The sequence below is a fragment of the Caballeronia catudaia genome, assembly GCF_001544755.2.
In the GTDB taxonomy this organism is placed as follows: domain Bacteria; phylum Pseudomonadota; class Gammaproteobacteria; order Burkholderiales; family Burkholderiaceae; genus Caballeronia; species Caballeronia catudaia.
Genome location: NZ_FCOF02000042.1, coordinates 12,285 through 36,134, shown reverse-complemented (window position 1 = coordinate 36,134; position 23,850 = coordinate 12,285). Strand labels below are relative to the sequence as shown.

Below are 23,850 nucleotides of genomic sequence, written 5' to 3'. Positions count from 1 at the left end.
TTGAGGAAAGAAAATGGACGGCGATCTGTGCCACTTACTCGATCAGCGTGACGCTTTGCCACCAGCGACCGCCCGAAGGCAGGTCTCTAACAAAAGAGAAATTCTCCGCTTCGTCCCGCGTGAGTTCGATCACCCCGCCCTTCAAAATGGCCGTCTGGAGATAGATGACATTCGCGAGGGCGGACGCGCCGTACTGTTCGGCGACGGCGGTCAGGGTTTCGACGGAATCCAGCAGTTCCGCATGAAACTGCTTCGCGTCAGCGGCGAGGCGCAGCGACAAGTCAGCGTCGATAATCGCGCCCAGCACCGCATTGCATTGAGCTTGCGGGTCGTCGGCCCCGTACTGCCCGGGCTTGATCCAGCTTCGGATCACCATGTCGTTCAGTACGTCGTCGACAAAATCAGTGCAGGAATAGGCCATGGAACGTTCCAGTCAAAAAGTGAGAGAAAAAGAGCCGTTGTCAGATGCGACGCAAACGGCCGGTATCGAACGCAGCCGCGCGACGCAGGTATGGCGGACGCGGCGGCTGCGACTGAGCAGTAGCCGTTGCAGCTTGCTGCGCAGGCGGCTGGTGAGGCACCGCATTCGAGTGGGACGGACTGCCGGCTGCCGCGAGCAGCAGCATCAAAAGGTTTGCCATAGCGGGAATAGCGCCAAAGGGCGCGAGGATGAAGGGAAACGGGAGCGCCCCCGGGGGAGTCCCCTGAGGGGGCGACTCCCCACAAGGGTTAAAAAGAGATCAGGCGGCAAGCGCCTGTACGTCGATGACCGCGTCGGCCTCAGCGACAAGGTCGGGCGTCTGCGAGATGAAGAACTCCCGCTGATACTCACCTTGGCGCAGCACCTCACGCTTCATGCGCATGAACTGCACTTTGCGTTCGGGATCGAGCGGACCGTCTGACTCGTCGCTGAACAAGGTCTGGTACGGCTGACCGGTGTTCTGCGCGAGATAGAGCGCGATGCTCCGCGTGAGACACTCGTTGATCCAGACCTTCTGACCGCCGGACATAACGGAGACCGACTTGACGCTGTCGGACTCGGCGTCGTGAACGAGGATCTCGAAGCCCTCACGCAGTTCACCGCTTGCAAGCGTGCGCTGCGTGCGGATCTCCACCGTGAAGCGCATCCCGTAGCATGCGAGTAGTAGCTCGTTGACGGTGTGCGTCAGCGCCGGACCCGCGTCATCGATGGTCAACGCGATCACGCCGTCGTTGCCCAAGCCCTTAGCCAGCAGCTTCCATCGCGCGATTTCGTCGGAGAGGCGATCGGCACGCGACTGCGTGGCCGAGAACTTCTCCAACTCCAACGCCAAGGCTTCCGCTTCGGCCTGCAACACACTCTGCGAGCGGATCGATTGCTCGATCCGACCATCCAGTGCCGCGACGGTCTCCCGGTTCGCTGCGATGTCACGGTCCAGCTTCGCAATAGCGGCTGTCACATCGACGGCGGCCAGTCGCCCGACCTCCTCGGTCATGCGAGCAAGCTCTGCTTCGATACGCGTCTTCTCAGACTGGTACTTGGCGGTGCGTGCGGCACTTTCCTCAGTGATCGAGCGCAGTTCCGCTTGCGCGGCTTCGAGCCCTGACACGGCGGCATCGAGCAGTGGCTTCGTCGCAGCAAGCTCGGTCGCCGCCTGCAACGCACGGCGAAGCTGCGCGGCCGCATCGGTGATGGCCAGCATCTCGACGCGCTTTGCCGCCAACTCAGCCGGCACGCGAGACAAGGCTTCGGCCTGCGCTTTCTTCTCGCGATACTCCGCGCGAAGATTCGCCACCGAAACACGCTGTACTTCCGATTGCTCTTTCGCCTGAAAGGCTTGCGCGAGCAGCGGACATTGCGCATGCATCGAATGACCGACGCACGGCACTTGCTCCGCAACAGCCGCCTGCTTGCTCAGCGTGTCAAGGTGCGCGGCTCTCGTCGTGCCCTGGCTCATCAAGCTGGTAAGCGTTGCATCGAGCGTCGTCAACGTCGCGCGTTTGACCTCCAAATCGGCAATGTCGCGCTGCAGGGGAGCAAACCTCGCTTCCTCGCGCGCAATCGCCAACTCGGCTTCCTCGCGCTTAGCCGCCGCACCGAAGATCGCCTCACGGCGAGCCAGCGTTGCTTGATGCGTCGCGACGGTTCGACTCAGCACGGAAACGCGCTGCTGGCAACGAACCGCTGCTGCTTGCTCGTCGTCTGCCGCGCTTTTCAGGGCACGCCCCAACTCGTCTCGGCGCACGCCCAGCTCTCGCAGGCGCGCCTCGGTCGTTGCAGATTCAGTCTGCTTCGACGCAAGCGTCGCCCGCTCCTGAGCAAGCTTGCTCGCATGCTCAAGCGCGGCATCGCGTTGCTCCCGAGCGGCACGCAGGGTGTTGCCCTGCGCGACGATCGACTGCTCAGCGTCTGCTTTACGTTGCCGCTTCCCGGCTAGCGCGCCAAGCTCAGACTGGATGCCTTGGAGCGACTTGCCGAGCACCTTCGCGACATCAGCGGCTTTCGCCGACAATGCCTTCAGGTGGTCGATGCCAAGGAGTTCGGCCAGCAGCGTCTTGATCTCGCCCGCACCGTAGGACGCGAGCGGCCGCCGGTTCTGAGCCGAGAACACGCTCGTGAAGAACGTCTCCAACGAACCGTTGATCGCCTCGACACAGCAGTTATACGACTCCGCCTTGCCGTCCGACACCGTTCCGTCAGGCAGCGACACCGGGCGCCACGTACCGTCGACGCCACGATAGGCAAGGTAGTACTCCGCCTTGCCTGTCTTGCCGGGCTTGCGAAACGTGAAGGACGAGCGATAGCGAATGCCGTCGTGCTCCCATTCGAGTTCCTTCAGCGCACCGGTGCCACAGATGTGATCCCAGTACGAGAAGGCGTCGACCGACAGCTTCGACGCACGCGACGGCATGATCGGATACGGGTGCAAGTTGTCCATGATCGTCGTCTTTCCGGCCCCGTTCGGGCCGGTCAACGCAATCAGTCCATCCGGCAGCGATTCCAGATCGAGCGTGATGCTCTCCCGCTTCATTCCATCGCGGACGCCGACAAAGCCTTCGAGGGTAAGTTTCAGAGGCCGCATGACATGCCCTCCGAGTCAGACAACGAGGTCGAAACCGCAGCCATCTTCGCGTAAAACGCATCGTCATCTTCGTTGGGAAACGAGGCGTTCAGATCCATCGAGACGACCGCTCGTTGCGGTACCCGCAGTGTCCCATCCAGCGCGGATGACACGTAATCGCAGGCTCTGCTGAACTCGCGTCGCGCGTTCAGCAGAAGCTCCGACCATCCGCTGTAGCCCGTGAGGCTGCGGATTTCGGCCGGTGACCATTGGCTCGCATACCCCTCCTGATACGACCAGAGCAGATGCTGCATTTGCACGTTCGGCGTGATCGCGACTTCCGTCGCACCGGGTGTGGTCGCCAGCAACAGCAACGTCTGGCCGAACTGAGCCAGTACAGCGCCGCGATGTTCGCCGAACGGCTGATGCTGGATCGCCGTCGTGAAACCGGCGAAGTCCACCAACGACTTTTGAATATCGCGCGCCGTGTTGTCGGCGAGCGAGTATGAGCGAACCCATGAGGGACCAGCAGGATAAAGACCAAACATGACGCACTCCATGAAAAGGGCGGAGTGCGCCCCGGTAGGGGTCGCGCCCCGCCAGGGTGAAAGATTGATTGAACTGCTTGTGAAAGGTGCTGCAACTACTGTATCGATGCGCCAATGACGCGGCGAACCTCTGTTTCGATAGCGGCGGGAAACTTCCGAGCTATCGGAACACGGCTACGTGTTCAGTGGAAGGAGCCGTGCTGGCCTCCTTCACATATCGCGGCTGTACTACGCCGCGAACAAATCATCGTCGAGCCACGAAAGCTGCCCGGCCAATCCGGATGGAGTACCGGATGGGCCAATCGACGCCGAGTCCACGACTTCAACCGTCGCGTTGGGCATCGGCAACTCTGCCGGCGCTTCGATGTCCGCAACCGGTATTGCTGCAGGTCTGACCGCAGGCGAGCTTTCCAGGGCAGCTGCACTGTCTATCAGGTTCGACAGGACACGCGCAGCGATCGACTCAGCATCATCAGTTTCGAGAAGCTGCAGCCGATCCAACAGCGGGCCTGGCGTCACGTCCGTATGCTCACACCAGCGCTCGATTTTCCGATCGATCGTCGTCTCCAGACTGATCCCTTGCGCGCGCGAGCGGACCACGGGCAGGATGCGCGCTTCGACCTTCAACTCTGCTGCGTTCGCGAACAACGCTGCGATTGCCTCGCGGTCGACCGACTGGCGGTGCTCTTCGTCGACTTGCCAACGAATGCGGACGAACTTGTCCGTTGCATCCAGCGCGATCGCGGCAAGACGCTGGATGTCAGGCGGACCATCGAAGTCAATACAGAGGGTCTCGCGCGAAGGCGTCACGATGAAATCCGCTTGCGCGTGCCCCACCTGAACGTCCCACATGAGATAACCCTTGTCGCCGTCTTCGCCGTAGTGGAAGCGCCCGATCGATCCCGGATACGCCACCACTCGCCCGGCACGCTCCCACTGTTGCGCCTTGTGGATGTGTCCCAGCATGAACGCGTCGCACTCGGCCTCGAAGAGACTGCCGAGCGAAAACTCATGATCGAAGCCTGCCATCGTGACGCCGTGCTCGGTCGTGCAGCCGTTGACCGTGCCATGCGACACGCCGACCGTCCGAACACCCTCAGCGCGAAGCTGCTGGTTGATTCGTCCAGCGGCACTGAGGTAGTCGGACAGCACGCCCTCGAGTCCCGTCGCCGCGTCCTTTGCGCCGACGGCTGCCGCCAGTTGCCCCTTGTTGACGGTGGGCAAACAGGTGAATACGACTTCGGCGCCGATCGAGAGTACTTCGCGCAGCTCGTCTTCGGAGAAGACCGGTCCGCTCGATGCGTAGAACCGGCCTTCGTGAAGACTAACCTGCTGGACGCGCTCCGCCACATAGATCTGATGTGTTGCCGACATCAGTTCGAAGTTGCGAAGCGTTCCCGGCGGCTCATGCGAAAACGTTCCCTGCAACATGAGCACCGGCATACTTCCGCTGAGCCCATTGATGCGTCGGGCGAGCCGATGCAGGGACGGTGCATGCGCGTCGAGCCGATGATCGGTCGCGTCACCGGAGATGACAGCTACATCCGCGTGCATGAGTACTGCATGCTCGGTCGCGAATCCAAAACAGCGATCGGCCTCTTCGAGATTCCCGGGCGCGTAATGCAAGTCAGAGAAATGAGCGATTTTCACGTCGCCTCCATAATGAAAAAGAGCCGCCCCGTTTCCGGAAGGCAGCTCAATTGATCCAACGCCAGACCTCGACGTAGCGATTGACTCAAAACACGTAATGCATCCTTCCCCTTCGCCCCATTCAATCGTGAGTTTGGAGGGAACGGGTTCGATATAGGAGGTGCTCTTGCACCCCTGGCATTCAACGACGATGCGTACGGTGCGGTCCGCGGTGAACACCTTGAAAGTGTCGTGCCCGCAGCCGCCACATCGCATCTGCTTTTGATCAGTCAACATAGGCTCTTGCTGTCATTGTTGCGATTGAATAGACAGCGCGTCCCGGACCTTCATCAGCGCTTGGCCGAGAAGGTTCTGGCCACGCCACTTCGATTTGTCTGTGATGTCGGGATGACGCTCACCTAGCCCCACGCCCCAGATCACGTCGTAGGGACTCGCCTCGACAATCTCAGTCGGAACGGTGGAGAGCAGCAGCGATCGCAACCCGGGATGCTGCGCGAACTTCTCGCGGCAACCAACGTAGACGATCGACTCTCGTTTTTCCTTCCACGTTCCGAAGTCGAAGCCCTTAACCTGACGGCCAAGTGCTTTCTGCTCTTTGGGATGATGAGCGGAGAGGATGGCTTGTGCCGCCGCTTCATCACCAAAAAGCTTCGCCTTCGAGAACATCATCATCTGTTCCACCGACGTAAACGCCACGCCGTGATACACGAACTGGCACGGATGCCAGTTGCTAAAAGCATCGTCCGCGCCGAAGAACAGCGTGAAGTTGCCGACTCTACGCATTGGAAACTTCTTCGCGTGAACAAATAGATGGGCCGCCGAAGCGGACGAATTCGATGCGCTGAGGTCGCGCGGTCGAAAACATTTGAGCAAGCGTCTCTTGCTGAAATGCTCTCATGCGCAACAGAAAGGAAGCGCCAGCCTTTCCCGCGTCGAAATAACGCGGGAAAGGGACTGGCTAGAGTTATTCGTAGAGCACGCTTCCAACCGCGTCCTGGATCTCGACGTCAAGCGACGCGGGATCGTCGAGCGCGGCGGTCAGCCTCGAATTCATCGCATCAACGTCCGCGATTCGTTCGATCCAGCCACGACCGTACCGCTGGTGCGCGTACACGCGAAAGCCATGCTGTCGCTCGGATTGGTTCAGCCCAAGGCGTTGAAGCAGGTCAGACATCCGGTGGCGCTTCTCTTCGAGCGTCTCGTTGGATTCAAACCGCCCTTCGACTTCGGGCATTCCCGCCGATTCACCGCCGCTGCTCAGGCTGTCGTCAGGCTGAAGGGTCGCTTCATGCAACGTTTCGACCGAGCCATCCGCTTCGATCAGCGCAACCGCCCGACTGGCCGCGTCCAGGGCAAGCTGCCCTTCTTCCGCGCCATCGAGCAGCGCGCCGAGGTCGATGTCAGCATCGAGCACGGTCAACATTTGCTTCTGCCGAACGGCTTGCCCGTTATCGTCGATCCGGGTGATGTCGAACTCTTTCTTCGAGAGCCAGAAGCGCGTGCCGGTGAGCCTGCCGCGCGCGAGCGACACGGTTTGCATCGCCGAATACGCTTTCTGAAGCACGTAGATCGAATTGGTCGGCAGTTCGATCAGGCCGAGGCCTTTCACATCCGGAATCGCGAACACGAAATTCGCGGTCAGGTTGCACTTTCGGTCCTGATACTGCGGACAGACGTGCGGGTCGCAGATGCCATCGGGAATGTCATCGTCCTGCCGGTGCACCACGAGTCGACCACCGAAGGACCGGCGGGCACGTTGAGCACGGGCATTGCGCTCGACGGGCGCGTACATCTTGCAGTAGCGCTTGCCGTCCCGGTCATACTCGGAGAAGTACTGCCGCCCCGCTGTCGTGTAGGCCGCCATCTCGTTGGGCACATTTCGCAGCCAGTCGTCGAACGCGAACATGACGGGAAAGCGATACAGCTTCACCCCCTGCCCGCGATCCTCGCCATACAGCCGCAGGATTTCGTCGGCCGTATCCGGATTCGAGAAGTCGGAGCGTCTGCAGACGAAGTACGGCACGTTCTTCGGAACGAGGGCATTGCGCAACTTAAGCGTCGTCTCCAGCAGCTTGCCAATCGCTTCATACGACTCGCCCGCGGCCACCATGTCGTGATACAGCTTGATCGCCTTTTCGTTGGTCTGGTGGGTGCGTGTGAGCACTTTGATGCCCGGTCGGATCTTGCCGATCGTGGGCGGCCGGATGGCTCGCTCTTCGACAAGACTGCGCGGGGCGTGATCGAACATCTGAACAACGGCGTTCATGACGGTTTCCTTGCGAGAAAGAAAATGGCGTTGGTCCGCAACGCGTCGGCCTGAGATTGCATCTCCCGGGCCGCCGTACTGCCGCGACGAACGCTCACGTGGTGGATAAAGACAGAACGCTCCGTGTCGCTGTACATCGCGACCTGAGCAACTTCGCAGCGGGCACGCCAAACAGGGGACGCGGTGTCCGCTTGCTCGCGCTCGGTATCGATTTGATGCTTGATGGCCTCAGCAATGCGCTGGTTGAGGCGGTCGGGCAACAGCATGAACGGCACCTCCGTTGAGAAAGGTCCGTCGCGGGGAGCGACAGACGAAAAAAAAGCCCGCTCCGGTGAGGGAGCGAGCTTCTTGAAATCGATAGAGAGGGAGACCTACGCGCCACGTCCCTTTCGGGGACGTGGCGTGCAGGGAGCGCCCGGAAAATCCGGGCGCTCAGTCAGAGAACGTAAAGTCGTTCTCGCGCGGCATGGTCACGCCGCGCAACAGCCCTTTTCGGAATTGCTTCCGCCGCAGGTTTCACAGATCAGCCAACTTCGATCGTTCTACCGAGATCAGGCTCTGGAGAGAGAACACCCGAAGGGTTCGAACGATGTACCGGCGCAAAGAATGCAGGCCAGGGTACGAGTATCACGGCTGAAATTGGGGAGTGTGTAGCGAACACACTCAGCACAAGGAAGATTTCCACACCGGTAGCGATCCGGTCGGAGCATGCCAACGCACAAGGCGGGCACGGCTTGCAGAAAAAAGATGGACTCCGGGCTTGGAGTCGAGGTCGATGCGTCAGCGACGCAGGGAATGGAGGTGAGTATCCGGGTTAAATGCGCTCGTGTGCAGTGGAAAGCTCACGAAATTCGTATAGCTTTCGCTGCCTTGACACTTGTCTAAACAATGAAAATCTTATGTGAGAGAGAACACAGACGAAACCGAAAACGAACATGGCTGTTATCGACATGGAAATGCCCGACGAGGAACCGACACGCGCCACACCTCCGAGCAACGAAAGCGCGGCCGAGAGCGGTCTTCCCCCCCTTTCAAGGCTCACCAGTGATAGCCGTCTCGCCCGAATTCACGCCGAAACACTCGCGCAGACAGAACTGCCCTACTACTCGAAGTTCGCGCGCGAATTTTTGCGCTCAGACTTCAACTTCGCGGCCGCAAAAATGACCGTCGCGCGTGGCGGTAAGCTCATCGCGATCGAAGCGGAATTTCGAGCCGCCGAGGCTTTCTTCAAGAAAGCGCTGGATTGGGCGAACAAGTTGCCGGGCAGACGCACACCCACTCAACCCGAGTTGGTGACGCTGGAGATCAAGCACGCCATGTCGGGCCGGCTCGTTCGCGTGCTTTCCATGTATGACCAGCTCTTCCTGAAAACAATGGAAGCGCTGATGTTCCGCTCTCTGACACCGCAAACGCGTCAGGCCGCGTTGGAGGCGGCTGAAATCCGTGTCAAGCAAATCCCTTTCTTGTGCATTCCGGATAACAACAGATTCGCTCCTGAAGGTGTGTTGCTTCCCGACCCCGACGAGACGCATTGAACTGGTTTTAATGACCTTATCCGTGCTCGACCTTGATTTCCGGCAGCGCTGTTTAAGCTCGATCCAACACGGCTCGACCAAACATACACAGGAGGATCCCGCATGGACTTGCGCGAAATTCAAAGACTGCATGCGCAGTTCGCACCTGACTCGATGACCATTGATCTACCACGTCAAATCGCGGCGCTGCCGGCACCGGCAGTGTTTGAAAGCGACAGCAAATCGTCGAAGCTGACATCGCGCATGTCCAAGTCCGGTCCGGTTTTGCGTCGCTGCACCAAGCCCCTTCTCATCGCACTGATCGTCGCGATGGCGGGTGTCGGCGCGGCGAGGATCTGGCATGCCGTCGGCGCGAGCACGATGCCGCAAAAGAGCAGCGTGGAAAAGGCTTCGTCGCAGAAAAGCGAAAACGCGACCGCGCCGGTCCTCGCCAGTGAACCCGCTCTTCGCCCGATCGACACCTCGCCTGCTCGGTCGGTCGCAGTTGCACCGATGCTGAGCGCGAGCGACCTCGGCAACGCGCCGACCGTCGGATTGACAGCCGATCAGTTTCGCAATTCGCTCGGCCCGACGTCGGCCACGAATACCGGCAACGCAGGCGCCGCCAAAGCCACGCCGACCGCGTCCAACGAAACGAATCTTGCAGCCGTCTCGCCGATCCGTCATTCGCATCGCGAGCCGCAAGCCGCACGTGCGGTCGCCGCGCCCCAGCCGCAAATCGTGCAGGCAGAATCGAAGCCGGTCGTGCCGGTCGTGCCGGTCGTGCTGCCGGCGCCGCCAGCACCGGCGACCACGTCATCCGCGAGTGCTGCCGTCGCGCCCGTACCGGCTCAAGCAGCCGAGCGCGGCACGTCGTCACCGCCAGCGACCCGGGCGCACAACTATCGGCATCACACCGTCCGTCCGCGCGACGAGCAGGCAAGCGACAGCGACACCGCCCCGGCGGCCCCGAATAAGAAGCCCGCACCGGCGAGCCGCGCCGGTTCCAACGAAGTGCAAATGTTCTGAGAACTCACATGAAAACCGAACTCAACATCACGCTTATCGCGCCGGGCTGCGCCATCACCGGCGAGATCGTGGTCGACCACGGCGTGTCCTGCTTTGGCCTGCTCAACGGCGGCATCATTTCGACACAGGGTCTCTTGCACATCGGCGAAGGCGGATTCGTCCAGGGCAGCGCACAGGGCGAGCACGTGCGCGTCGATGGCCGGGTGGATGGCGACGTACACGCGCGCGGCTCGCTCGAAATCAATGGTCAAGTTTCCGGCGACATCTACTACAGCGGCACGATCCGCCTTGGTCCGCGCGCCTCGCTCGATGGCACGCTCAAGCGCGTCGCACGCATGCTTACCATCGAAAGCGAACCGGTCGACGATCAGAGCCCGATCGCAGGCGTCCCGCTGACCGCGCCCAAGGCCGTCGAGCGTGAAGCCTCGAACGTGACCGACATCTCGCGAGCCATTGGCTGATTTTCCTCAACCGAAGGAACCGTTGATGACTGCAGCAGTTGATTTCTCACCGCTCGTATTCGTGGTGGTCACAGGTAGAATCAAGATCGTCGCCAGCTTGACGATGGCACTTGTCGCGTACCTCGTTGTTTTTCTGAAATTGAAGCGCCGTATCGACAGCCGATTAGCGAATCTTGCGGGTAGCGCGATTTCAGGTTTTGCAGGAATTGGCGCGCTGTACATGTTCTTTGTTGGCCACTAACTTGGAAACGGAGAGTGCTGATCTCTTATAGGTCGATCGCCGCGAGCGATTCAATCAGGCCATTTTCGATCCCCCTGCTTTTTTTCGCAGGCGCCTGAACGTGCACCCACTCGAACCGATCTTCGACTTTCACACCACAACATGGGAGGCGGCGTCTCAAGAGGCGGCGTTCGAAGGTCGGTGTTTCTGCATGTTGGATACGGGCCGGATCCTAAATCGGGACGCGATGCCTCCCGCAACGCCGCACTGGAACCCCAGACTTCGACATCAGAGGATGCACCATGGAAAACCGCTTGTCTAATTTTGATTAGGGTTTATACTTAACCGATCTCCTCCGTGTCTCCACTGATATGGATTTAGCCCGCCACCGCGCGGGCGTTTTGTTTTTTGGGAATCAAGACGGGTCCAGAGTTTGCTCAAATCTAAGCGTGGAATTCTCCACGGACACGACGGAGGCTGACCATGAACAAGGACCAGGTGAAGGGCACGCTCGAAAAAGCGAAGGGTAAGGTCAACGAAGGCGTTGGCAAGATGACCGGCGACACCACGCAACAGGTCAAAGGCCAGGTGCAACAAGGTGCAGGCGAAGCGCGCAAGCAGTATGGCGACGCCAAGGAACAAGTGAAGAAGAACCAGCCGTAAGCTCTTTGCTTGAGCTTTTCTTCAAGGGAGCGCCGAATCGCTCCACGCACGGCGCTCCCCGTGACCGTTCCACCCGACGAGGCTGATGATGTACCAACCTCACGTGCTCGAATTTAGTCACAGGCGCAGCCAAGGCCTGCAACGCACCTACAAAGTCACGCTCAATGTGACGCAGTTATCGTTCGGCGCGTTCGCCTATGAGCCCTGGGTGCATCACCAGGGTTCCTTCAAGGGAAACGGGATTGTCTTTCCCCTTGCGTCGGGCGACCTCGACAGCGCCATCTCAGAGGCGCGAGCTCGGATCGAGACGGACGTTGAGCAGCTTAACGGCGTGTCTGAATGAACGCGCCGCGACGTGTCTGCTGCTGTTTGGACGTGGCCTAACAGGTTAAGCGGCCTGAGCGACCGCGATTTTCGCTTCGCCGACGAATTTCGACTCGAAATTCTTGCTCGTGCCGGAGATCATTAACGACTCGCGCGCACGCGTCATCGCCACGTAGAACAAGCGCCGCTCTTCCGGCTCCGTCGATTTCGGATCAGGCACCACAGTCTCTTCGGAGCGTGCGATCCACACGTGATCCCATTCCAGCCCCTTTGAGCTATGCATTGTCGTGAGGATGAGCGCACCGGGCGTCGGCTCGTTATTGGTCTGCCGTAGTAAAAGAAGGCGTTCGGCGAATGTACCGGAAAGACGAGACAGCACGTCATCGGTGGCCTGAATTGCGCGAATCGCCGCCTCCCTCTTCGCATACTTCATCATCCATTCAGCGACGCCCGAAAGCGTCAACGAATGAAACTTGCGCTCGCACAGACTTTGCCACTCAGCGAGCCGCTTCATGAATTCGCGGTAGTTCGTGGCGACCTCCTCAGGCAGACCGAGGGCAACCAACTCGGCACGCCCCTTCTGGGTGAGCTCCGCCCCCATGTCTGCGTGTAGCGCCCGAAGCTGCTGCGCGGTCAAGCCCAGGTGAGCGAGCACCGCGTCGAGACCTGTATCCTTCACGCGCTCGACGATTTCGAGCAGATTGCACATGAGCGCGCCTTCCGGGCGGCTGAGCACCGAAGCGCCAGAGGCCCGGTAGTACTTGATGCCGTGCGAGCGGCACACGGCTTCCAGCGGGTCGAGGATGCGGTTTGTGCGGGCAAGAATCGCGCAGGACTGGCCCTTGGCGAGCAACGGACCGAGCACCTCGACGGCGGCGACTGCCTCCTCGTATTCGTCAGGATGACGCGAACTCAGCACGCTGCCGCCCGGACCTTTCTCCGCACGCAGCGTCTTTGCGATCCGATCGACGTTGTTACGAATGACCAGATCCGCCGCCGCCAGAATCTCTGAACGGCACCGATAGTTGCTGCCGAGCACGACCGGCTTCGCGGCAAACGCCTTGATGAACGACTCCATCCCGAGATAGCCGAGCGCTTCCCGAAACGCGTAGATACTCTGATCATCGTCGCCCACGACGGTGACGATCGACCCTGCCTTCGCATGAAGTTCGATCCAGCGGTATTGCAATGGATCCGTGTCCTGAAACTCGTCGACGAGCAGATAGGTGAACGGGTACGGCAGGATCGTGCCGTTTTCCATCCCTTCCACGGCCAGGCGCAACATGTCCTGGAAGTCGATCTTGCCGTTGCGCGCGAGCGCGTCCTGATAGGCGTGGTACAGCTCGCCGTCGCCAGTGTTGGGGTCGCACCGGCCGAAGTTCGTCTTGATCTTCTCGATGGTTGGGATGACGTCTTCGGCCTTCCCCTCGCGGCCCAACTCCTGCATCACACGGATGAGAAGACCAAGCCGATCGCCGTCGGACGCGATATCGAGGGGCCGCGCGCCGGGACGCTTAAGCTGCTTGAACGCAAGGGAATGGAAGGTGCCCGCGATCAGCCGCGTCTTCACGGCATCGCCGGCCGCCGTGAGAATACGCTCGCGCAGTTCGATGGCGGCGTTCTTGGAGAAGGTCACCGCGCCGACCATCGCGGCGCTGTCCTGCAGCAGCAAGGCTGCTTTGGTGGCGATCGTCTTGGTCTTGCCCGCGCCCGGGCAGGCGATCGCCACGCAATGCTGACGCAACTGGGCGACTTCCCGTTGCTGGGGATTGAGTTCGTCCAGCATCCTGCCTCCTTTCGTGTCCTTTAGCTGGCGCGTACCGTCGTCATCAGCTTCAGGTGCGTCATGTACCCGCGAATGCCCAGCGGATTGAAGCGCTTGAGGAAGTTGACCGCTTCATCATCGACGTCCGATTGGTCACGAATGCCGTTCCACACCATGAAGTCGAAGTGATCCATCGCCCGGTCGAATTTCATGATTGCGCTCAGCACGCGCATCGAGAAACGCGAGTAAGCCTCGACCTCGATATCCATTGCCGGCATCGGGATCGTCGGCTCGAACACGAATTCCTTGTTGGCACGAAGCTCAGTCTCTTTCTGCTGGCGGAATCCTTCGGCCACTCGAAGCTGCTCATCGACATAGCCCTCGATGCCTGCCAGGAGCTTTTCCAGCGCGCTATTGACGACTTCTTTGTCGCTCTCGCCGAAGGTCGAGCGGCCGAAACGCTGCATGTTGATGCTCATGCGGTTGATGTACGGCCACCATTGCTCGAACAGCGGCTTGAGCCGCGTATGGTTCAGGCGCACACGCGCGGTGACGACCGCCGCGCCCGGCAACTGGCGATCCAGCAACTGACGGCCGATCTCGCGACGGCGCTTGATGATCGCGATACGCTCGGCGGCCGGCAGGTCACGGAACAGCTTGCGAGTCTTCGCTACCTCGGCGCGCTTCATGTTCGCGTCGTCGGTGGAGATCACACCTTCCTTCTGCAGACGGTCCGCATCCACCTCCATCTGGGTGAGTTCGCGCTCCAACTCGCCGTCGTCGGCCCCGTCCGTCCTGAGCGGCGCTTCGGTCGTGCCTTGTTCCAGCGCGGCCAGCGCGACCTGATTGTCCTTTTCGGTTTCGACCACCGTGCTCATCTGCCTCTCCTGTCCAGACCCTTCGGGTCCGAGTTCGTCATTTGGAAATAGGCAAGCGAATCGCGCTGCCCATAGTGACAATTGTTGCGAGGACAGGCGGGCCCGGACGGTCAAAACAGGTGTTATTTGAAGCGGCTTTCGTGGGCCGAGCCACGAGTCGGAACTGTCACCTTGTAACAGTTGACAGGACGAGATTGATGCGTGGTGGGAGGGCGAAAAAAAGAGAGCTACCTGGGTAGCCCTCTCACCGGACAAAGACGCAGTTTTTTGCGAGCTTTTCAGCCGATAACTTACGATCTGCTTTCACCGTGACGACTGGAACGACTCTGCCGCCTTCCAGAGCAACACGCCTAGCAGCGCGGCCACGACGACCCAATAGCCCGCAAGTACCGGCAAGGGCACAACGAGCACGCCGAACAGCGTTCCGCTCACGAGCAACAGCCCGTGTCCCGCGAGATGGAACGACAAAGGACTGACGAAGCCGGCCGCTGACGCCTTGATCTTGCGACGCGCCGTGCCGTCGATGAACATGCCGAGCGAGAATAGCAGCGTACCCACGATCCACATCTTCATGACCATCGCGCGGAACAGCATCCGGTACACGAGCAGCCAGAAGTTCTCCGTCCACGTGTGGGCGAACGTCGAAAATCCGCCGTCGTTAATGCCGCCCACGTTACCGGACGCGTTGAGCGTGCGATGCAACAGGCCGCTGTCGACAAACGCATGGCGGAATGTCTCGTTGGCATGGCGCACGGCTTCATCAGCCCGCTCCTGCCCGACCGACGAGATCAAGGAACTCGTTTCGGCTTCCGGCACCTCGAACAGGCTTCGCTCAGGAATCGCGGGCATCACGGCGATCGAGAGCACCGGCACCAGCAGGAACCATACTTTCAGGTGCGACCCGAAGCGGCTAGCCATGCAGCACCTTCACGAGCATGAGCACCGGAACCGCAACGATTGCGACAAGGCCGCCCCAAAAGAGCGCGGGCCGCGTCTGCGCGATGGTCGCGAACGCGTAGCACCGTGCGCCCGCACCGTATGTGAATTCCTCGGGGATCGGCGCATTGACCTCGCCATCGAATGCGCCGGCGATGTCGCATGCGCGTTGCGCCGTGTGGGGATCAGCTCCCGACAGCTTCGCTATGATCGTAACGGTGAGCGACATCGTATTCCTCAAAGTAGCGGCGGAAGGCCTCGCCTTGCAACACACGGGAGGCCAACTGAAAAGCGGCAGTGCGCTCAGTAATGTGCTCCGGGCAGCGTTCGTCGACCATCTCGAATTCGTGATTGGCGTGGCGCTCCTCGAAAGCCGGGATCGCTTCGATCATGGGGCACCAGACAGCGACCTTTTCGCCACGCCGCGCGACGTAGCGGCGTGCATAGAGCAGCTTGGCCGGCTCGAACAACCCCTGCATGAAAGCGACGTGGGGGTGACCCACGCGTTTCGCGCGCCTGAAGCCGTCGAGCGCCGATTCGATCATCTCCGCAGCCAGCGGCCGCTTGTCTCCCATAAACCGCTCGCCGATGAAGTCGGCCACACGCGAACAGGCAAGCTCGAGTTCCGGTGCGACGTTGAAAACCGGAATCAACCTGTGCGACAGCTTGTGATCGCGAATGATGTTTTTGTATGCAGCGGACATAGTCTTGAGTGTTAGCCTTCGATGATGGGAATACGACCCTGATACACGGCGCCGCCTGAGATGCGCATGAAGTACTGCAGATTCGGTAGACTGTGAAGCAGCTTCACAGGAATGAGCGGCACCTTTTCGAGTTGGATCGAGCGCGACTGCGAGCCGCTGAATTCGAGCGCATGGGCCTCGGTCGTCGTGTTGGTGCTGTTCGAGATGTTGACTACCCGGATCGCCGTCTCGCCGACCTTGTCCGAGAACCATTTGGCCGTGTCGCTATCTTCTAATCTTAAGCACACCTGATTGTTCAAATTTCCTAATACCTGCAGCATTTTCGCTGCGTTTCCAAGTTTCGCTTCGAGGTCGGCCCGCGCCTGGAAGGCGACGAACGCCTTGAACCCAGCCCCGCGCCCCTTGTTGAGGATCTGAATCACCTGTTCGTTGATCGCTTCTGCAATTTCGTCGATGATCAGAACGACATCGGGCTTTTCCGCGTAGAAGTTGTAGATCGCGCCGCACACGGCCGCGACATCGGACAGCGCCATCGAGGCGATCGCCTTCTGCACGATGTTGTTCGACAGCGAATCAAGCCCCATGTACAGCACGGCCTTCTGCTTGATGATCTTGTCGATGTCCCAGATCTCGCGCTCGTCCTCAAAGTCATCGGCCTTTGGAGCCAGCATCAGACCGGTCTCACCGGTGGCCAACATCTGCAGCAGCGGCAGCGCCGACGCGATGATCCGCATGTAATGCTCGCGATCGTGCGTGTGCGTGGCGATCAGACCGTCGAGCGTCTCATGGCCCCTGTCGTACGCGGCGAACTTGTCCAGGTAAAGCTTCGCCATCCCGTCCGTGAGGGACACGTCGTTGCGCCGCTGGGCGTCCTTGACCGTGGCTGCGACGGTCAACTCTTCCCAGTTCGGCAGGCCGTTCTCAACGAAGAAGCGTCGCAGGCAGCGCTCCAGCAGATTACCGATGCCCGACTGCGCATACTTCAGGATCGAACGCAGGTTTGGCTTGTCGCCGACGTACAGTTCGCCCTTCACCGCGCGGTCGATGAACAGGAACGCGAAATCCCGAAAGGGTCCCTCGTCCATCAACTGCGCGATTCGCGAGGGGATTTCGGAAGGTTGCGACCAGTTTTCAAGCGGATTGAGGCGGATCGACTCGTTGGGCTTCGCCTGATTGAAGTACAGGAACTTCCGGCCGGCGCGCGCGCACTCTTTTTCGACACGCCTTTTCCACTCGTCGTCGTTCTTCGGGTCGACGATGATGAGCACGTCTCTCGGGTTGTGGATGACCTGGGTAGAGATGACTTCATAGGTCCGCGTCTTGCCCGCGCCCGTGGTGCCGCCAACCAGCGTATGGCCGCCCATCGCCTTGTAGTGAAACGGCACCCGTACCTTCTTCGGCTCCATGCCGTGGATCCACGACGAACCCTGCGGCATGCGATCGCGGACGCTGTCTCCCGGTCGAAACAGATTCTCGATACGCGTCTCGACGTCCCGGCCAACCTCTGTTTTGGACAGCCATTTGGGCAACGATGGAATGTCGGTCACGGGCATGCGGAGGATCTCGTGTGCAATCTGCGTGTGCTTCTGCGTCCATTCAAAGCCGGTGCCGAGGTACATGGAGTCCGCTTGCTGCTTCATGAGCTTTTGGGTCGCGAGCAGCTTGTCGATGTGGATCTTGCTGAGCCACTTGGTGGAAATCGCCATGCGAAAACTCAGCGCCTTCCACACCTGAAAGCCCCGAATCGCCAAGAGCACAGCGCCCACGAGCGCGAAGGCCCAGCCGTACGGCATGCCCGAAGCGGGAATGCCCACCATGAGGACCGGCCAGAGGAGAAACGGCCGGAACTCGTAGATCGGACGGAAGTGATTGACGTATTTCATGATGTCGGCCGCTCCGAGATGAGCCTTCCTGCACGCTCGACAATGCAGACGTCACTGCCGTGCGCGCGAACAAGCAGACTGCGTTTCCTGAGTTGCTCGACCAACGTATCGCTGGTCATGCCGTACGCACCCACCAGGCGCTTTTGCACCGCCAGTCCCTTCTCTTCCCACGCCACCTTCGCTTTCCCGGAGGCCACGTCGCCAGCCAACGCTTTGAAAAACTCCTTCAACATGGCGGAGCCCGGGCCCAACACCTCGTTCAACGCCTCATCTGTCAGCCCGGTCTTCGCCGACGTGGCGCGCGGGGGCGCACCTGCGGTTGTGGGATCGATGGGCGCGGGACGCGACGGCGCAGCACCGGCCGACGCGTCAGCTCCCACCGGGGCTTGAGGAGCGGGCTCAGTCGAGGCCGCTGCAACGGCCTGTGCGTCGCTGCGCTCCAACGCATCGAGCAACGACTGAGAAAACTGCGGCCCACCCGAAGGTGCAGCAGCGGGGGCGGGCGAAGATGCAACAGTTGACTCGTTCGGCGCCGTTTGATTAGTAGCAGCTGTCCCCGGCGCAGCGGAAGGCTGAGGTCCAGCGGCCGCGCTTTGCGGCGCGTTCGCGACGATCTGCGGCTCCAGTTCCAGTGCGACATGAACGGCGGACGGCACATCGAACTTCACGGGCGCAAACACCGCGCGCTGCGCCTTTTGCTCAAAATTCACCGAGACATCCATGGCCTGCCGCACAACCTTGTGCACCAGTGCCTCGAATCCCTGCGGACTCCGTTCGGGATTGATCGCGTTGAACAGGTCGGAGTGCACTGCGGTATCGAGCCCTTCGAGCAGCTCGGGCGTGATGACGGTCTGCGCGAACATCGCCGTGCGCATCCGTTCGTTTTTCAGGGGCGCCACGCGCCGCTCAACGGCGTACTGCGCAGCACCTATCCAAGCACCGAACGCCCCGTGCGCGGCGGGATTCCATTTCGCGCGGTCGGATTGGCGGATGAACTCAAAGTGGCGGAACGGCTCGTCGAGCATCGAACACGCTGCGGCAAGGAACACAGCGTAGTTATATTGCGGCTCGAGCTTCCTGCGCTTGTCCGAAGTCAGGTCTGCCGCGAACTTCTGGCCACCGGCCAGACGCATCGCGTAGAACGTCGATTCGATGGTCGCTCGAAACGCACCGCCCGGCTCGCAATGCAACTCAGGCGTGAGCGGCATCGAGGAGAACCAGTTCGCACATCGGCGAAGCACCGACACCCACTTCCTGCCAAATTCCGACTCAGTACTCTCGTTGGCACATTGCCGTACCAGTTCGATGCGCTTCTGGTGCGTCGTGAAGAGCGCTTCTACGGGAATCGGTTCATGCAGCCCGCCCATCACAGCATTCCCTTGAGAAGCCTGAGTGATCCGGTGCCGGTCGCAGTTGCACCGCCGCCGAAGATCGTCGCCAGTTTGGGAATCTCGAACGACAGCAGAAGGACGAAAATCGAGAGATCGAAAACATAGGCGCCGTTCACCGTCGTATTCCCGCCGACGTTCGTCGCGGCCGTCACAGCGTTCGTGATCGAGTTGCCGACCAGTTTGATCAGTATCGCCACGATGACGACATACATGCCGGCACTGATCATCCAGTCCAGCCATTTCACAAAATAGTTTCGCGTGTAAGACGAGAATCCGAGCGCGAGCGCGATCGGTCCGAGCACGATGCCAACAGCCGCTTGGATTTGACCCACCGCCGAGAAGTACACAAACACGATCGAGGCCACGCACATGAAGAAGGCGGCCAGCAAGAGAACGATAATGTCCGCCGCCGAGCCGCCAAGATCCAGCAAATCAGCCAGACTAAACTTGGCTTTCACCGCCTCAAAAATGGTGCCGGCTAGCTTCGCCATCGCCGCACCCGTGGTGCCGTTCTCACCCCCGCTGATATTGCCCGCCAGTTGCTCGAACCAGGTCCAGAAGCCATTAGCCGTGGTTGTATAGCCGAGATAGAGGGCTACGAAGATGCCCAGGATTGCGACTTCTTCAAAGAGATTGACCCAGGCTGACACTGGATGATGGGTTCCCGCGAAACGCACCCCGACGAGGACGAGCGAGATGATGCCCAAGCCCCACGCGAATTTGTTCGCCTCGGTCATCACCCCCGCGCTTGTCGCGATCGCGGTCGGCATGAGATCGCCCAGCAATGCGTGAATCTGCGCCGCGGCCCGCGTCGCACCACTCGCGAATTCCCCGGGTTTGCTTTGCAGCGCCGTCGCGGCCGCCGTTCCTGCTGCGGCAGCGGCCGCGTCCGAAGCCGTCGTCGGGCTTGCCGCTTGTGCTAACGCGACGGTGGACGAGCCGACGGCGCCCCAAGAGATCACGAGCATCAGGCAAAAGGCGCGAAGGATCGTCATGACGAGACCTTTCATCATTGCCCCAGGGTCCTCGACGAGCCGATTTGCGCATCGAATGCCGCCCGTTCACGATCCTGCTGCGCCTTCAAGGCGGCTTTCGCGTTGTTATTGGCTTCCTGCTGAACAACTGTGGCCGAGTCCTTGACCGCGTCACTGCGTTGCTTGGCCGCCATCATCGAGATGAGATCGCCGTTCTGGCTTGAGATGATGTCCAGCATGTGTGTGGTCAACTGCGCGGTCGCCTCCATCGTCGGCGACATATTCAGCTTGTCCTGAATTTCCTGTCGGCGCTTAGCGAGCGCCCCGACGTGCGAAATGACGTCGTTGCCCTGCTGGAAAAGTTGCTTGGCCGTCTTGTCGTTGTTCTGCAGCAGCGTGTTTTGGTCAGTGAACCACTGTTCGGGCGTCTTGCCCGATTGCGTGATAAGCGCCTGAACCTTGCTCGCATACTCCGCATTGCTCTGCAGGCCACCATACAGATCGTTGAGGGCACTGGTGTATTTCGACAGATCCGTGATATCGCTGGTGATGCTCTTGAACTGAGCCAGCATCGCGGCGGGGTCAAGATTGGTCGCCTGCTTAAGCTGGTTCAACATCATCTGGTACTGGTAAATCAGGTTGCTATCCTGATAAGCCTCACCTTTGACGGCGGCGGCCGCGGTCATCGTGTTCTGAATGAAGTTCGACGCATCGAACACAGGCATGTTTGCATCGGCGTGTTGCACGAATCCGATCGTCAGGACGCCGGTCGCGACGATGCAGCGAAGAATTTTTTTGATCATGGCCATTAACTCCGTTGAGCCTTCGATTGAGCGTTGGATTGAGCCTCGGATTGCGCGCTAAGCGTTGGCAAGCACGTCGCGCACGTAGTCCTGCTGCCACTGGGCACTTCCAGACTTCACGTGCTTGTCGAGTAGCGCTTGAGCGCGTCCGTCCGAGCGCAGGTAGGCCAGCGCTTCCTTCGGGAACTGGGCTTGCAGCATGCGTGTCTGCGTGGCCGTCACCCACAGATAGTCACGATTGGGCACCGCGTCCGAAATCATGCGGATCTGATGCGCCGTGAGGCCGAAAATGTCGTGATAGAGCGACTGGTTGTTGATCGCGTCGCTGTTGGGCAGGTAGATGATGTTCGGGATGTTCTCTTTGAGAATCTCGAAATTCGGCACCCGTGCGAGCTGTCCAAGCGACTGTGTCGCCATGAGCAAGGCAGCGTTAAGCTTTCGGATCGTGACGGCCCAGATTTCCAGACGCGCGTAGAACTTCGGGTACGTGAAGAAGAACCCCGCCTCCTCGATCTCGATCACGGTGTAGCGCTTGCCGTCCAGAATCTGCGCGATGCGATAGAACGCGTAGTCCATGAACAGCGCCGCGGCAACGGGATAGTTCTGAAACAGGTCGCCCATCTCGATCGAGAGGTTGTCCGAGATCGCGAAGCCGTCCTCGACATGGTCGAAGAAACGGCCGTTCTTCTGCCCTTCCGTCCACACGAACAGGCGATCGCGAAGGTCGGACGACAGCAGTGTGATCAGCCCCGACAACCGCCACGTCTCGGACGGGTAGCCCACCGCGAGCGTGCGGATGCGCTCGAAGATCTCCGTTTCTTGCTGCGGTGTACAGGTGTAATCCTCGCCCTCAATGACCAGTTGCACCCAGTCCGCCACGTACGGCCAGTGCTTCTCGTCGCCGATCAACGAGAGCGGATTCACCGACGTTGCCGCCTCGAAACGGCCCGTGGCGTCGATGAATCGTCCGCCGGCGAGCAGCGTTGGAATGCGCGTCGAACGATCCTTGTCAAAGCGGATGCGGCGCGCGCCGTGACGCTCCGTCTGCTCCATCAAGTAGTTCAGGAAAATCGACTTACCACCGCCGATCGGGCCCACGACGAGTAGATGGGCCTTGCCGCCCGGATGATGGAGGTCGAAATACTGGAGGGTCCGATGGCGGGTCGGCAGGCAAGTGAGCGGGCCGGTTTTTGCGCCGGATTGCTCGGTCAGCCAGTCGTTGACCTTCTTGCCTTCGCCGACACTGCACAGCGGCGCAATGTCCGAGATCGCGGGCGTCTCAACAAATTGCAGGCGCTTCTGCTGGTCCCAGCGGCCCGGCAAGGTCGCGCTCCACGACGCGAACAGGTTTGTCTTTTCCTGAATGACGCCGAAGCCCGCGTTGCCGATGACGCCGACAACCTGGCGGGTCGCGTCCTCGCACTCCTCGGGCGTGTTGCCGTACACCACCACAGAAATGTTTGCGAAGCCGTACTGCTGGCCTTCAGCATCGAGCTTGGCGAGCGCATCGCCCGCCTCTTTGGCGAGCAGCTCGCGCCCCTCGTCGTTTTTCTGCTCTTCCTTCGTTGCCCACTGCTTCAGGATGGCGACCGGATTGAACGCCGCCACCTTGTAGAAACCCCGAATCTTCTTGATGTAGCTGCTCGCGCGTGACGTGTCGAGAAATCGGAACATCACGCAGACGTCCAGCTCCGCGTCGACCTGCGCGAGCACGTCGAGCGCCGCTTCCTGAAAGCCCATCCACTCTTTCACGCCGATGATGCGCGCGTACACCTTGCCGTGCGCGGACTCGAACATCAGTTCGGTCGCGCCAATCGTCACTTCAGTCTCCGTCAGATGCGTGTCGAGCATCGTGACTGGATAGCGCACCCGGCGTTTCGGACTCGAGGGATTCGCTCTCTGATGCAGGAACGACAGGATGTTCTGCAGTTGCAGCCGCTTCATGTTCAGGCGCGTGACGCCACCCGTGAAGCCATCGATGACGGATTCAAAGCGCTTGATCTCGTTCTGGATCTTCGTCAGATCGAACGCGAACGCGCTGCGCGCGAAAATCGTGTCTCTCGCCGCCTCGAACATCGCGACGAACAGATTCTTCCCGCCCACGGTCATGTGGTAGCTGATCTTGTCGAACACCCGAGAAATGCCAGTCTCGGGCGTAAACGCGAGCGCGAGCGAATGCGAATTCTTGAAATACTTGCCACTGCCGATGTTCGCCTGATTGATGGCGTCGATCCGCGCGGCGGCGGCCGACGAGAACACCCCGTCGATCCCGCCCTTCACGCGCCGGTGTGACATGCGCCACCACGCGGTTACCCGGTGATCGAAGTTGCGGCAGGCGTGGTCCAGGTTGTCGCGCGCGGCCGTGATATTGCCCGGATTCGGGGAGTCGGCGTCGACGCCGTCGAATTCGAACACGGTCAGCAGCGACCCGTCCTTATTGAGTACCAGTTCGGGCGTAACCAACGTCGCCCACGGCGCGATTTCCTGCACCCCGCGCTTCGTGAACGTCATCTTCAGCATGGTAGATCCTGATCGAAACCGTACGGGCGCTTGAAACGCGCGCTGAATTTCTCGCTCGGCCCCGGCTCATAGACGTCCGGATAGCGGTTATAGACCAGCATCACGATTCGCCACCAAGGGTCGGTCGAGCTTTTCCATCGCAGGAAGACATGCATGATTACCCCAACGACGAGGAACGCCGGGCTCCAGCTCGTGTAGCAGAGCAGCGCTGTCAACGTGCCGTTGAAGATCGCCAGTCCACGATCCGCCCCGCCCATCTGGCGCGGCAGTGACAGCCCTC

25 protein-coding genes are annotated in these 23,850 nt (G+C 60.3%); 6 read left to right on the top strand and 19 right to left on the bottom strand.

The genetic code is table 11. From position 1 onward, the window contains the following. Nucleotides 1-34: 34 nt before the first annotated feature. The 7 genes from AWB75_RS29400 to AWB75_RS39660 form a co-directional block, all read right to left on the bottom strand. On the bottom strand, nt 35-421 hold the full coding sequence (locus AWB75_RS29400; protein ID WP_061127536.1) for a hypothetical protein: 387 nt from the start codon (nt 419-421) through the stop codon (nt 35-37). A gap of 319 nt (nt 422-740) precedes the next feature. Continuing rightward, nucleotides 741-3,062, bottom strand: a complete 2,322-nt coding sequence (locus AWB75_RS29395) for an AAA family ATPase (RefSeq protein ID WP_061127535.1) — start codon at nt 3,060-3,062, stop codon at nt 741-743. After that, nucleotides 3,050-3,601 carry a hypothetical protein gene (locus AWB75_RS29390; RefSeq protein ID WP_235012288.1) on the bottom strand — a complete coding sequence of 184 codons (552 nt, stop codon included), beginning with the start codon at nt 3,599-3,601 and terminating at the stop codon, nt 3,050-3,052. The genes AWB75_RS29395 and AWB75_RS29390 overlap by 13 nt, the downstream gene beginning before the upstream one ends. A gap of 216 nt (nt 3,602-3,817) precedes the next feature. Further along, nucleotides 3,818-5,239, bottom strand: coding sequence for a metallophosphoesterase family protein (locus tag AWB75_RS29385; RefSeq protein ID WP_061127533.1), 1,422 nt, complete (start codon nt 5,237-5,239; stop codon nt 3,818-3,820). A gap of 288 nt (nt 5,240-5,527) precedes the next feature. Beyond that, complete coding sequence (locus AWB75_RS29380; RefSeq protein WP_061127532.1) at nt 5,528-6,022, bottom strand: NADAR family protein; 495 nt, start codon at nt 6,020-6,022, stop codon at nt 5,528-5,530. A gap of 181 nt (nt 6,023-6,203) precedes the next feature. Further along, nucleotides 6,204-7,505: a recombination directionality factor gene (locus AWB75_RS29375; RefSeq protein ID WP_061127531.1), complete on the bottom strand. Its 1,302-nt coding sequence runs from the start codon at nt 7,503-7,505 to the stop codon at nt 6,204-6,206. Beyond that, entirely contained in the window at nt 7,502-7,642 is a 141-nt protein-coding gene (locus tag AWB75_RS39660) for a DUF7696 family protein (protein ID WP_456061787.1), read from the bottom strand. The genes AWB75_RS29375 and AWB75_RS39660 overlap by 4 nt, the downstream gene beginning before the upstream one ends. Before the next feature lie 798 nt (nt 7,643-8,440). Between AWB75_RS39660 and AWB75_RS29365 the strand changes: the two genes are divergently transcribed. Further along, on the top strand, nt 8,441-9,040 hold the full coding sequence (locus tag AWB75_RS29365; protein WP_061127530.1) for a hypothetical protein: 600 nt from the start codon (nt 8,441-8,443) through the stop codon (nt 9,038-9,040). A gap of 173 nt (nt 9,041-9,213) precedes the next feature. On the opposite strand, the gene AWB75_RS37365 is transcribed toward AWB75_RS29365, so the two are convergent. Further along, nucleotides 9,214-9,501 carry a hypothetical protein gene (locus AWB75_RS37365; protein ID WP_143746528.1) on the bottom strand — a complete coding sequence of 96 codons (288 nt, stop codon included), beginning with the start codon at nt 9,499-9,501 and terminating at the stop codon, nt 9,214-9,216. 31 nt (nt 9,502-9,532) lie between these two features. Between AWB75_RS37365 and AWB75_RS37360 the strand changes: the two genes are divergently transcribed. From AWB75_RS37360 to AWB75_RS29340, 5 genes are all read left to right on the top strand, one after another. Next, a complete protein-coding gene (locus AWB75_RS37360; RefSeq protein WP_143746527.1) occupies nt 9,533-10,048 on the top strand; it encodes a hypothetical protein in 516 nt (171 codons plus the stop codon). 8 nt (nt 10,049-10,056) lie between these two features. Beyond that, nucleotides 10,057-10,509, top strand: coding sequence for a bactofilin family protein (locus AWB75_RS29355; protein ID WP_061127528.1), 453 nt, complete (start codon nt 10,057-10,059; stop codon nt 10,507-10,509). Nucleotides 10,510-10,534: 25 nt separating this feature from the next. Beyond that, nucleotides 10,535-10,750 (top strand): hypothetical protein, encoded by a 216-nt coding sequence (locus AWB75_RS29350; protein ID WP_061127527.1) that lies wholly within the window; start codon nt 10,535-10,537, stop codon nt 10,748-10,750. 462 nt (nt 10,751-11,212) lie between these two features. Continuing rightward, entirely contained in the window at nt 11,213-11,392 is a 180-nt protein-coding gene (locus AWB75_RS29345; RefSeq protein ID WP_061127526.1) for a CsbD family protein, read from the top strand. Nucleotides 11,393-11,477: 85 nt separating this feature from the next. Further along, nucleotides 11,478-11,735 carry a hypothetical protein gene (locus tag AWB75_RS29340; protein WP_327220056.1) on the top strand — a complete coding sequence of 86 codons (258 nt, stop codon included), beginning with the start codon at nt 11,478-11,480 and terminating at the stop codon, nt 11,733-11,735. Nucleotides 11,736-11,780: 45 nt separating this feature from the next. Here AWB75_RS29340 and AWB75_RS29335 read toward each other — a convergent pair whose 3' ends face one another. From AWB75_RS29335 to AWB75_RS29285, 11 genes are all read right to left on the bottom strand, one after another. Next, entirely contained in the window at nt 11,781-13,502 is a 1,722-nt protein-coding gene (locus AWB75_RS29335) for an ATP-dependent helicase (protein WP_061127525.1), read from the bottom strand. A gap of 20 nt (nt 13,503-13,522) precedes the next feature. After that, nucleotides 13,523-14,359 carry a hypothetical protein gene (locus AWB75_RS29330; RefSeq protein ID WP_061127524.1) on the bottom strand — a complete coding sequence of 279 codons (837 nt, stop codon included), beginning with the start codon at nt 14,357-14,359 and terminating at the stop codon, nt 13,523-13,525. Between the two features lie 303 nt (nt 14,360-14,662). Continuing rightward, nucleotides 14,663-15,277: a DUF4400 domain-containing protein gene (locus AWB75_RS29325; RefSeq protein ID WP_061127523.1), complete on the bottom strand. Its 615-nt coding sequence runs from the start codon at nt 15,275-15,277 to the stop codon at nt 14,663-14,665. Beyond that, a complete protein-coding gene (locus AWB75_RS29320; protein ID WP_087086979.1) occupies nt 15,270-15,524 on the bottom strand; it encodes a hypothetical protein in 255 nt (84 codons plus the stop codon). The genes AWB75_RS29325 and AWB75_RS29320 overlap by 8 nt, the downstream gene beginning before the upstream one ends. Continuing rightward, nucleotides 15,481-15,999 (bottom strand): hypothetical protein, encoded by a 519-nt coding sequence (locus AWB75_RS29315; protein WP_061127522.1) that lies wholly within the window; start codon nt 15,997-15,999, stop codon nt 15,481-15,483. Before AWB75_RS29315 ends, AWB75_RS29320 begins: the two co-directional genes overlap by 44 nt. 11 nt (nt 16,000-16,010) lie before the next feature. Next, nucleotides 16,011-17,885, bottom strand: a complete 1,875-nt coding sequence (traD, locus tag AWB75_RS29310; protein ID WP_087086977.1) for a conjugative transfer system coupling protein TraD — start codon at nt 17,883-17,885, stop codon at nt 16,011-16,013. Next, nucleotides 17,879-19,249 (bottom strand): TraI domain-containing protein, encoded by a 1,371-nt coding sequence (locus AWB75_RS29305; protein WP_061127520.1) that lies wholly within the window; start codon nt 19,247-19,249, stop codon nt 17,879-17,881. The genes traD and AWB75_RS29305 overlap by 7 nt, the downstream gene beginning before the upstream one ends. Continuing rightward, complete coding sequence (locus tag AWB75_RS29300) at nt 19,249-20,286, bottom strand: type IV secretion system protein (RefSeq protein ID WP_061127519.1); 1,038 nt, start codon at nt 20,284-20,286, stop codon at nt 19,249-19,251. Before AWB75_RS29300 ends, AWB75_RS29305 begins: the two co-directional genes overlap by 1 nt. Beyond that, nucleotides 20,283-21,050 carry a hypothetical protein gene (locus AWB75_RS29295; RefSeq protein ID WP_061127554.1) on the bottom strand — a complete coding sequence of 256 codons (768 nt, stop codon included), beginning with the start codon at nt 21,048-21,050 and terminating at the stop codon, nt 20,283-20,285. Before AWB75_RS29295 ends, AWB75_RS29300 begins: the two co-directional genes overlap by 4 nt. 57 nt (nt 21,051-21,107) lie before the next feature. After that, nucleotides 21,108-23,570, bottom strand: coding sequence for a VirB4 family type IV secretion system protein (locus tag AWB75_RS29290; RefSeq protein WP_061127518.1), 2,463 nt, complete (start codon nt 23,568-23,570; stop codon nt 21,108-21,110). Then, entirely contained in the window at nt 23,564-23,827 is a 264-nt protein-coding gene (locus tag AWB75_RS29285; protein WP_061127553.1) for a conjugal transfer protein, read from the bottom strand. The genes AWB75_RS29290 and AWB75_RS29285 overlap by 7 nt, the downstream gene beginning before the upstream one ends. Between the last annotated feature and the right edge of the window lie 23 nt (nt 23,828-23,850).

Bases quoted from the DNA above. Each gene is read 5' to 3' on its own strand.
- AWB75_RS29400 (WP_061127536.1), bottom strand. From the start codon at position 421: ATGGCCTATTCCTGCACTGATTTTGTCGACGACGTACTGAACGACATG.
- AWB75_RS29395 (WP_061127535.1), bottom strand. From the start codon at position 3,062: ATGCGGCCTCTGAAACTTACCCTCGAAGGCTTTGTCGGCGTCCGCGAT.
- AWB75_RS29390 (WP_235012288.1), bottom strand. From the start codon at position 3,601: ATGGAGTGCGTCATGTTTGGTCTTTATCCTGCTGGTCCCTCATGGGTT.
- AWB75_RS29380 (WP_061127532.1), bottom strand. From the start codon at position 6,022: ATGCGTAGAGTCGGCAACTTCACGCTGTTCTTCGGCGCGGACGATGCT.
- AWB75_RS29375 (WP_061127531.1), bottom strand. From the start codon at position 7,505: ATGAACGCCGTTGTTCAGATGTTCGATCACGCCCCGCGCAGTCTTGTC.
- AWB75_RS39660 (WP_456061787.1), bottom strand. From the start codon at position 7,642: ATGTACAGCGACACGGAGCGTTCTGTCTTTATCCACCACGTGAGCGTT.
- AWB75_RS29365 (WP_061127530.1), top strand. From the start codon at position 8,441: ATGGCTGTTATCGACATGGAAATGCCCGACGAGGAACCGACACGCGCC.
- AWB75_RS37360 (WP_143746527.1), top strand. From the start codon at position 9,533: ATGCTGAGCGCGAGCGACCTCGGCAACGCGCCGACCGTCGGATTGACA.
- AWB75_RS29355 (WP_061127528.1), top strand. From the start codon at position 10,057: ATGAAAACCGAACTCAACATCACGCTTATCGCGCCGGGCTGCGCCATC.
- AWB75_RS29350 (WP_061127527.1), top strand. From the start codon at position 10,535: ATGACTGCAGCAGTTGATTTCTCACCGCTCGTATTCGTGGTGGTCACA.
- AWB75_RS29345 (WP_061127526.1), top strand. From the start codon at position 11,213: ATGAACAAGGACCAGGTGAAGGGCACGCTCGAAAAAGCGAAGGGTAAG.
- AWB75_RS29340 (WP_327220056.1), top strand. From the start codon at position 11,478: ATGATGTACCAACCTCACGTGCTCGAATTTAGTCACAGGCGCAGCCAA.
- AWB75_RS29335 (WP_061127525.1), bottom strand. From the start codon at position 13,502: ATGCTGGACGAACTCAATCCCCAGCAACGGGAAGTCGCCCAGTTGCGT.
- AWB75_RS29330 (WP_061127524.1), bottom strand. From the start codon at position 14,359: ATGAGCACGGTGGTCGAAACCGAAAAGGACAATCAGGTCGCGCTGGCC.
- AWB75_RS29325 (WP_061127523.1), bottom strand. From the start codon at position 15,277: ATGGCTAGCCGCTTCGGGTCGCACCTGAAAGTATGGTTCCTGCTGGTG.
- AWB75_RS29320 (WP_087086979.1), bottom strand. From the start codon at position 15,524: ATGTCGCTCACCGTTACGATCATAGCGAAGCTGTCGGGAGCTGATCCC.
- AWB75_RS29315 (WP_061127522.1), bottom strand. From the start codon at position 15,999: ATGTCCGCTGCATACAAAAACATCATTCGCGATCACAAGCTGTCGCAC.
- AWB75_RS29305 (WP_061127520.1), bottom strand. From the start codon at position 19,249: ATGGGCGGGCTGCATGAACCGATTCCCGTAGAAGCGCTCTTCACGACG.
- AWB75_RS29300 (WP_061127519.1), bottom strand. From the start codon at position 20,286: ATGATGAAAGGTCTCGTCATGACGATCCTTCGCGCCTTTTGCCTGATG.
- AWB75_RS29295 (WP_061127554.1), bottom strand. From the start codon at position 21,050: ATGATCAAAAAAATTCTTCGCTGCATCGTCGCGACCGGCGTCCTGACG.
- AWB75_RS29290 (WP_061127518.1), bottom strand. From the start codon at position 23,570: ATGCTGAAGATGACGTTCACGAAGCGCGGGGTGCAGGAAATCGCGCCG.
- AWB75_RS29285 (WP_061127553.1), bottom strand. From the start codon at position 23,827: ATGGGCGGGGCGGATCGTGGACTGGCGATCTTCAACGGCACGTTGACA.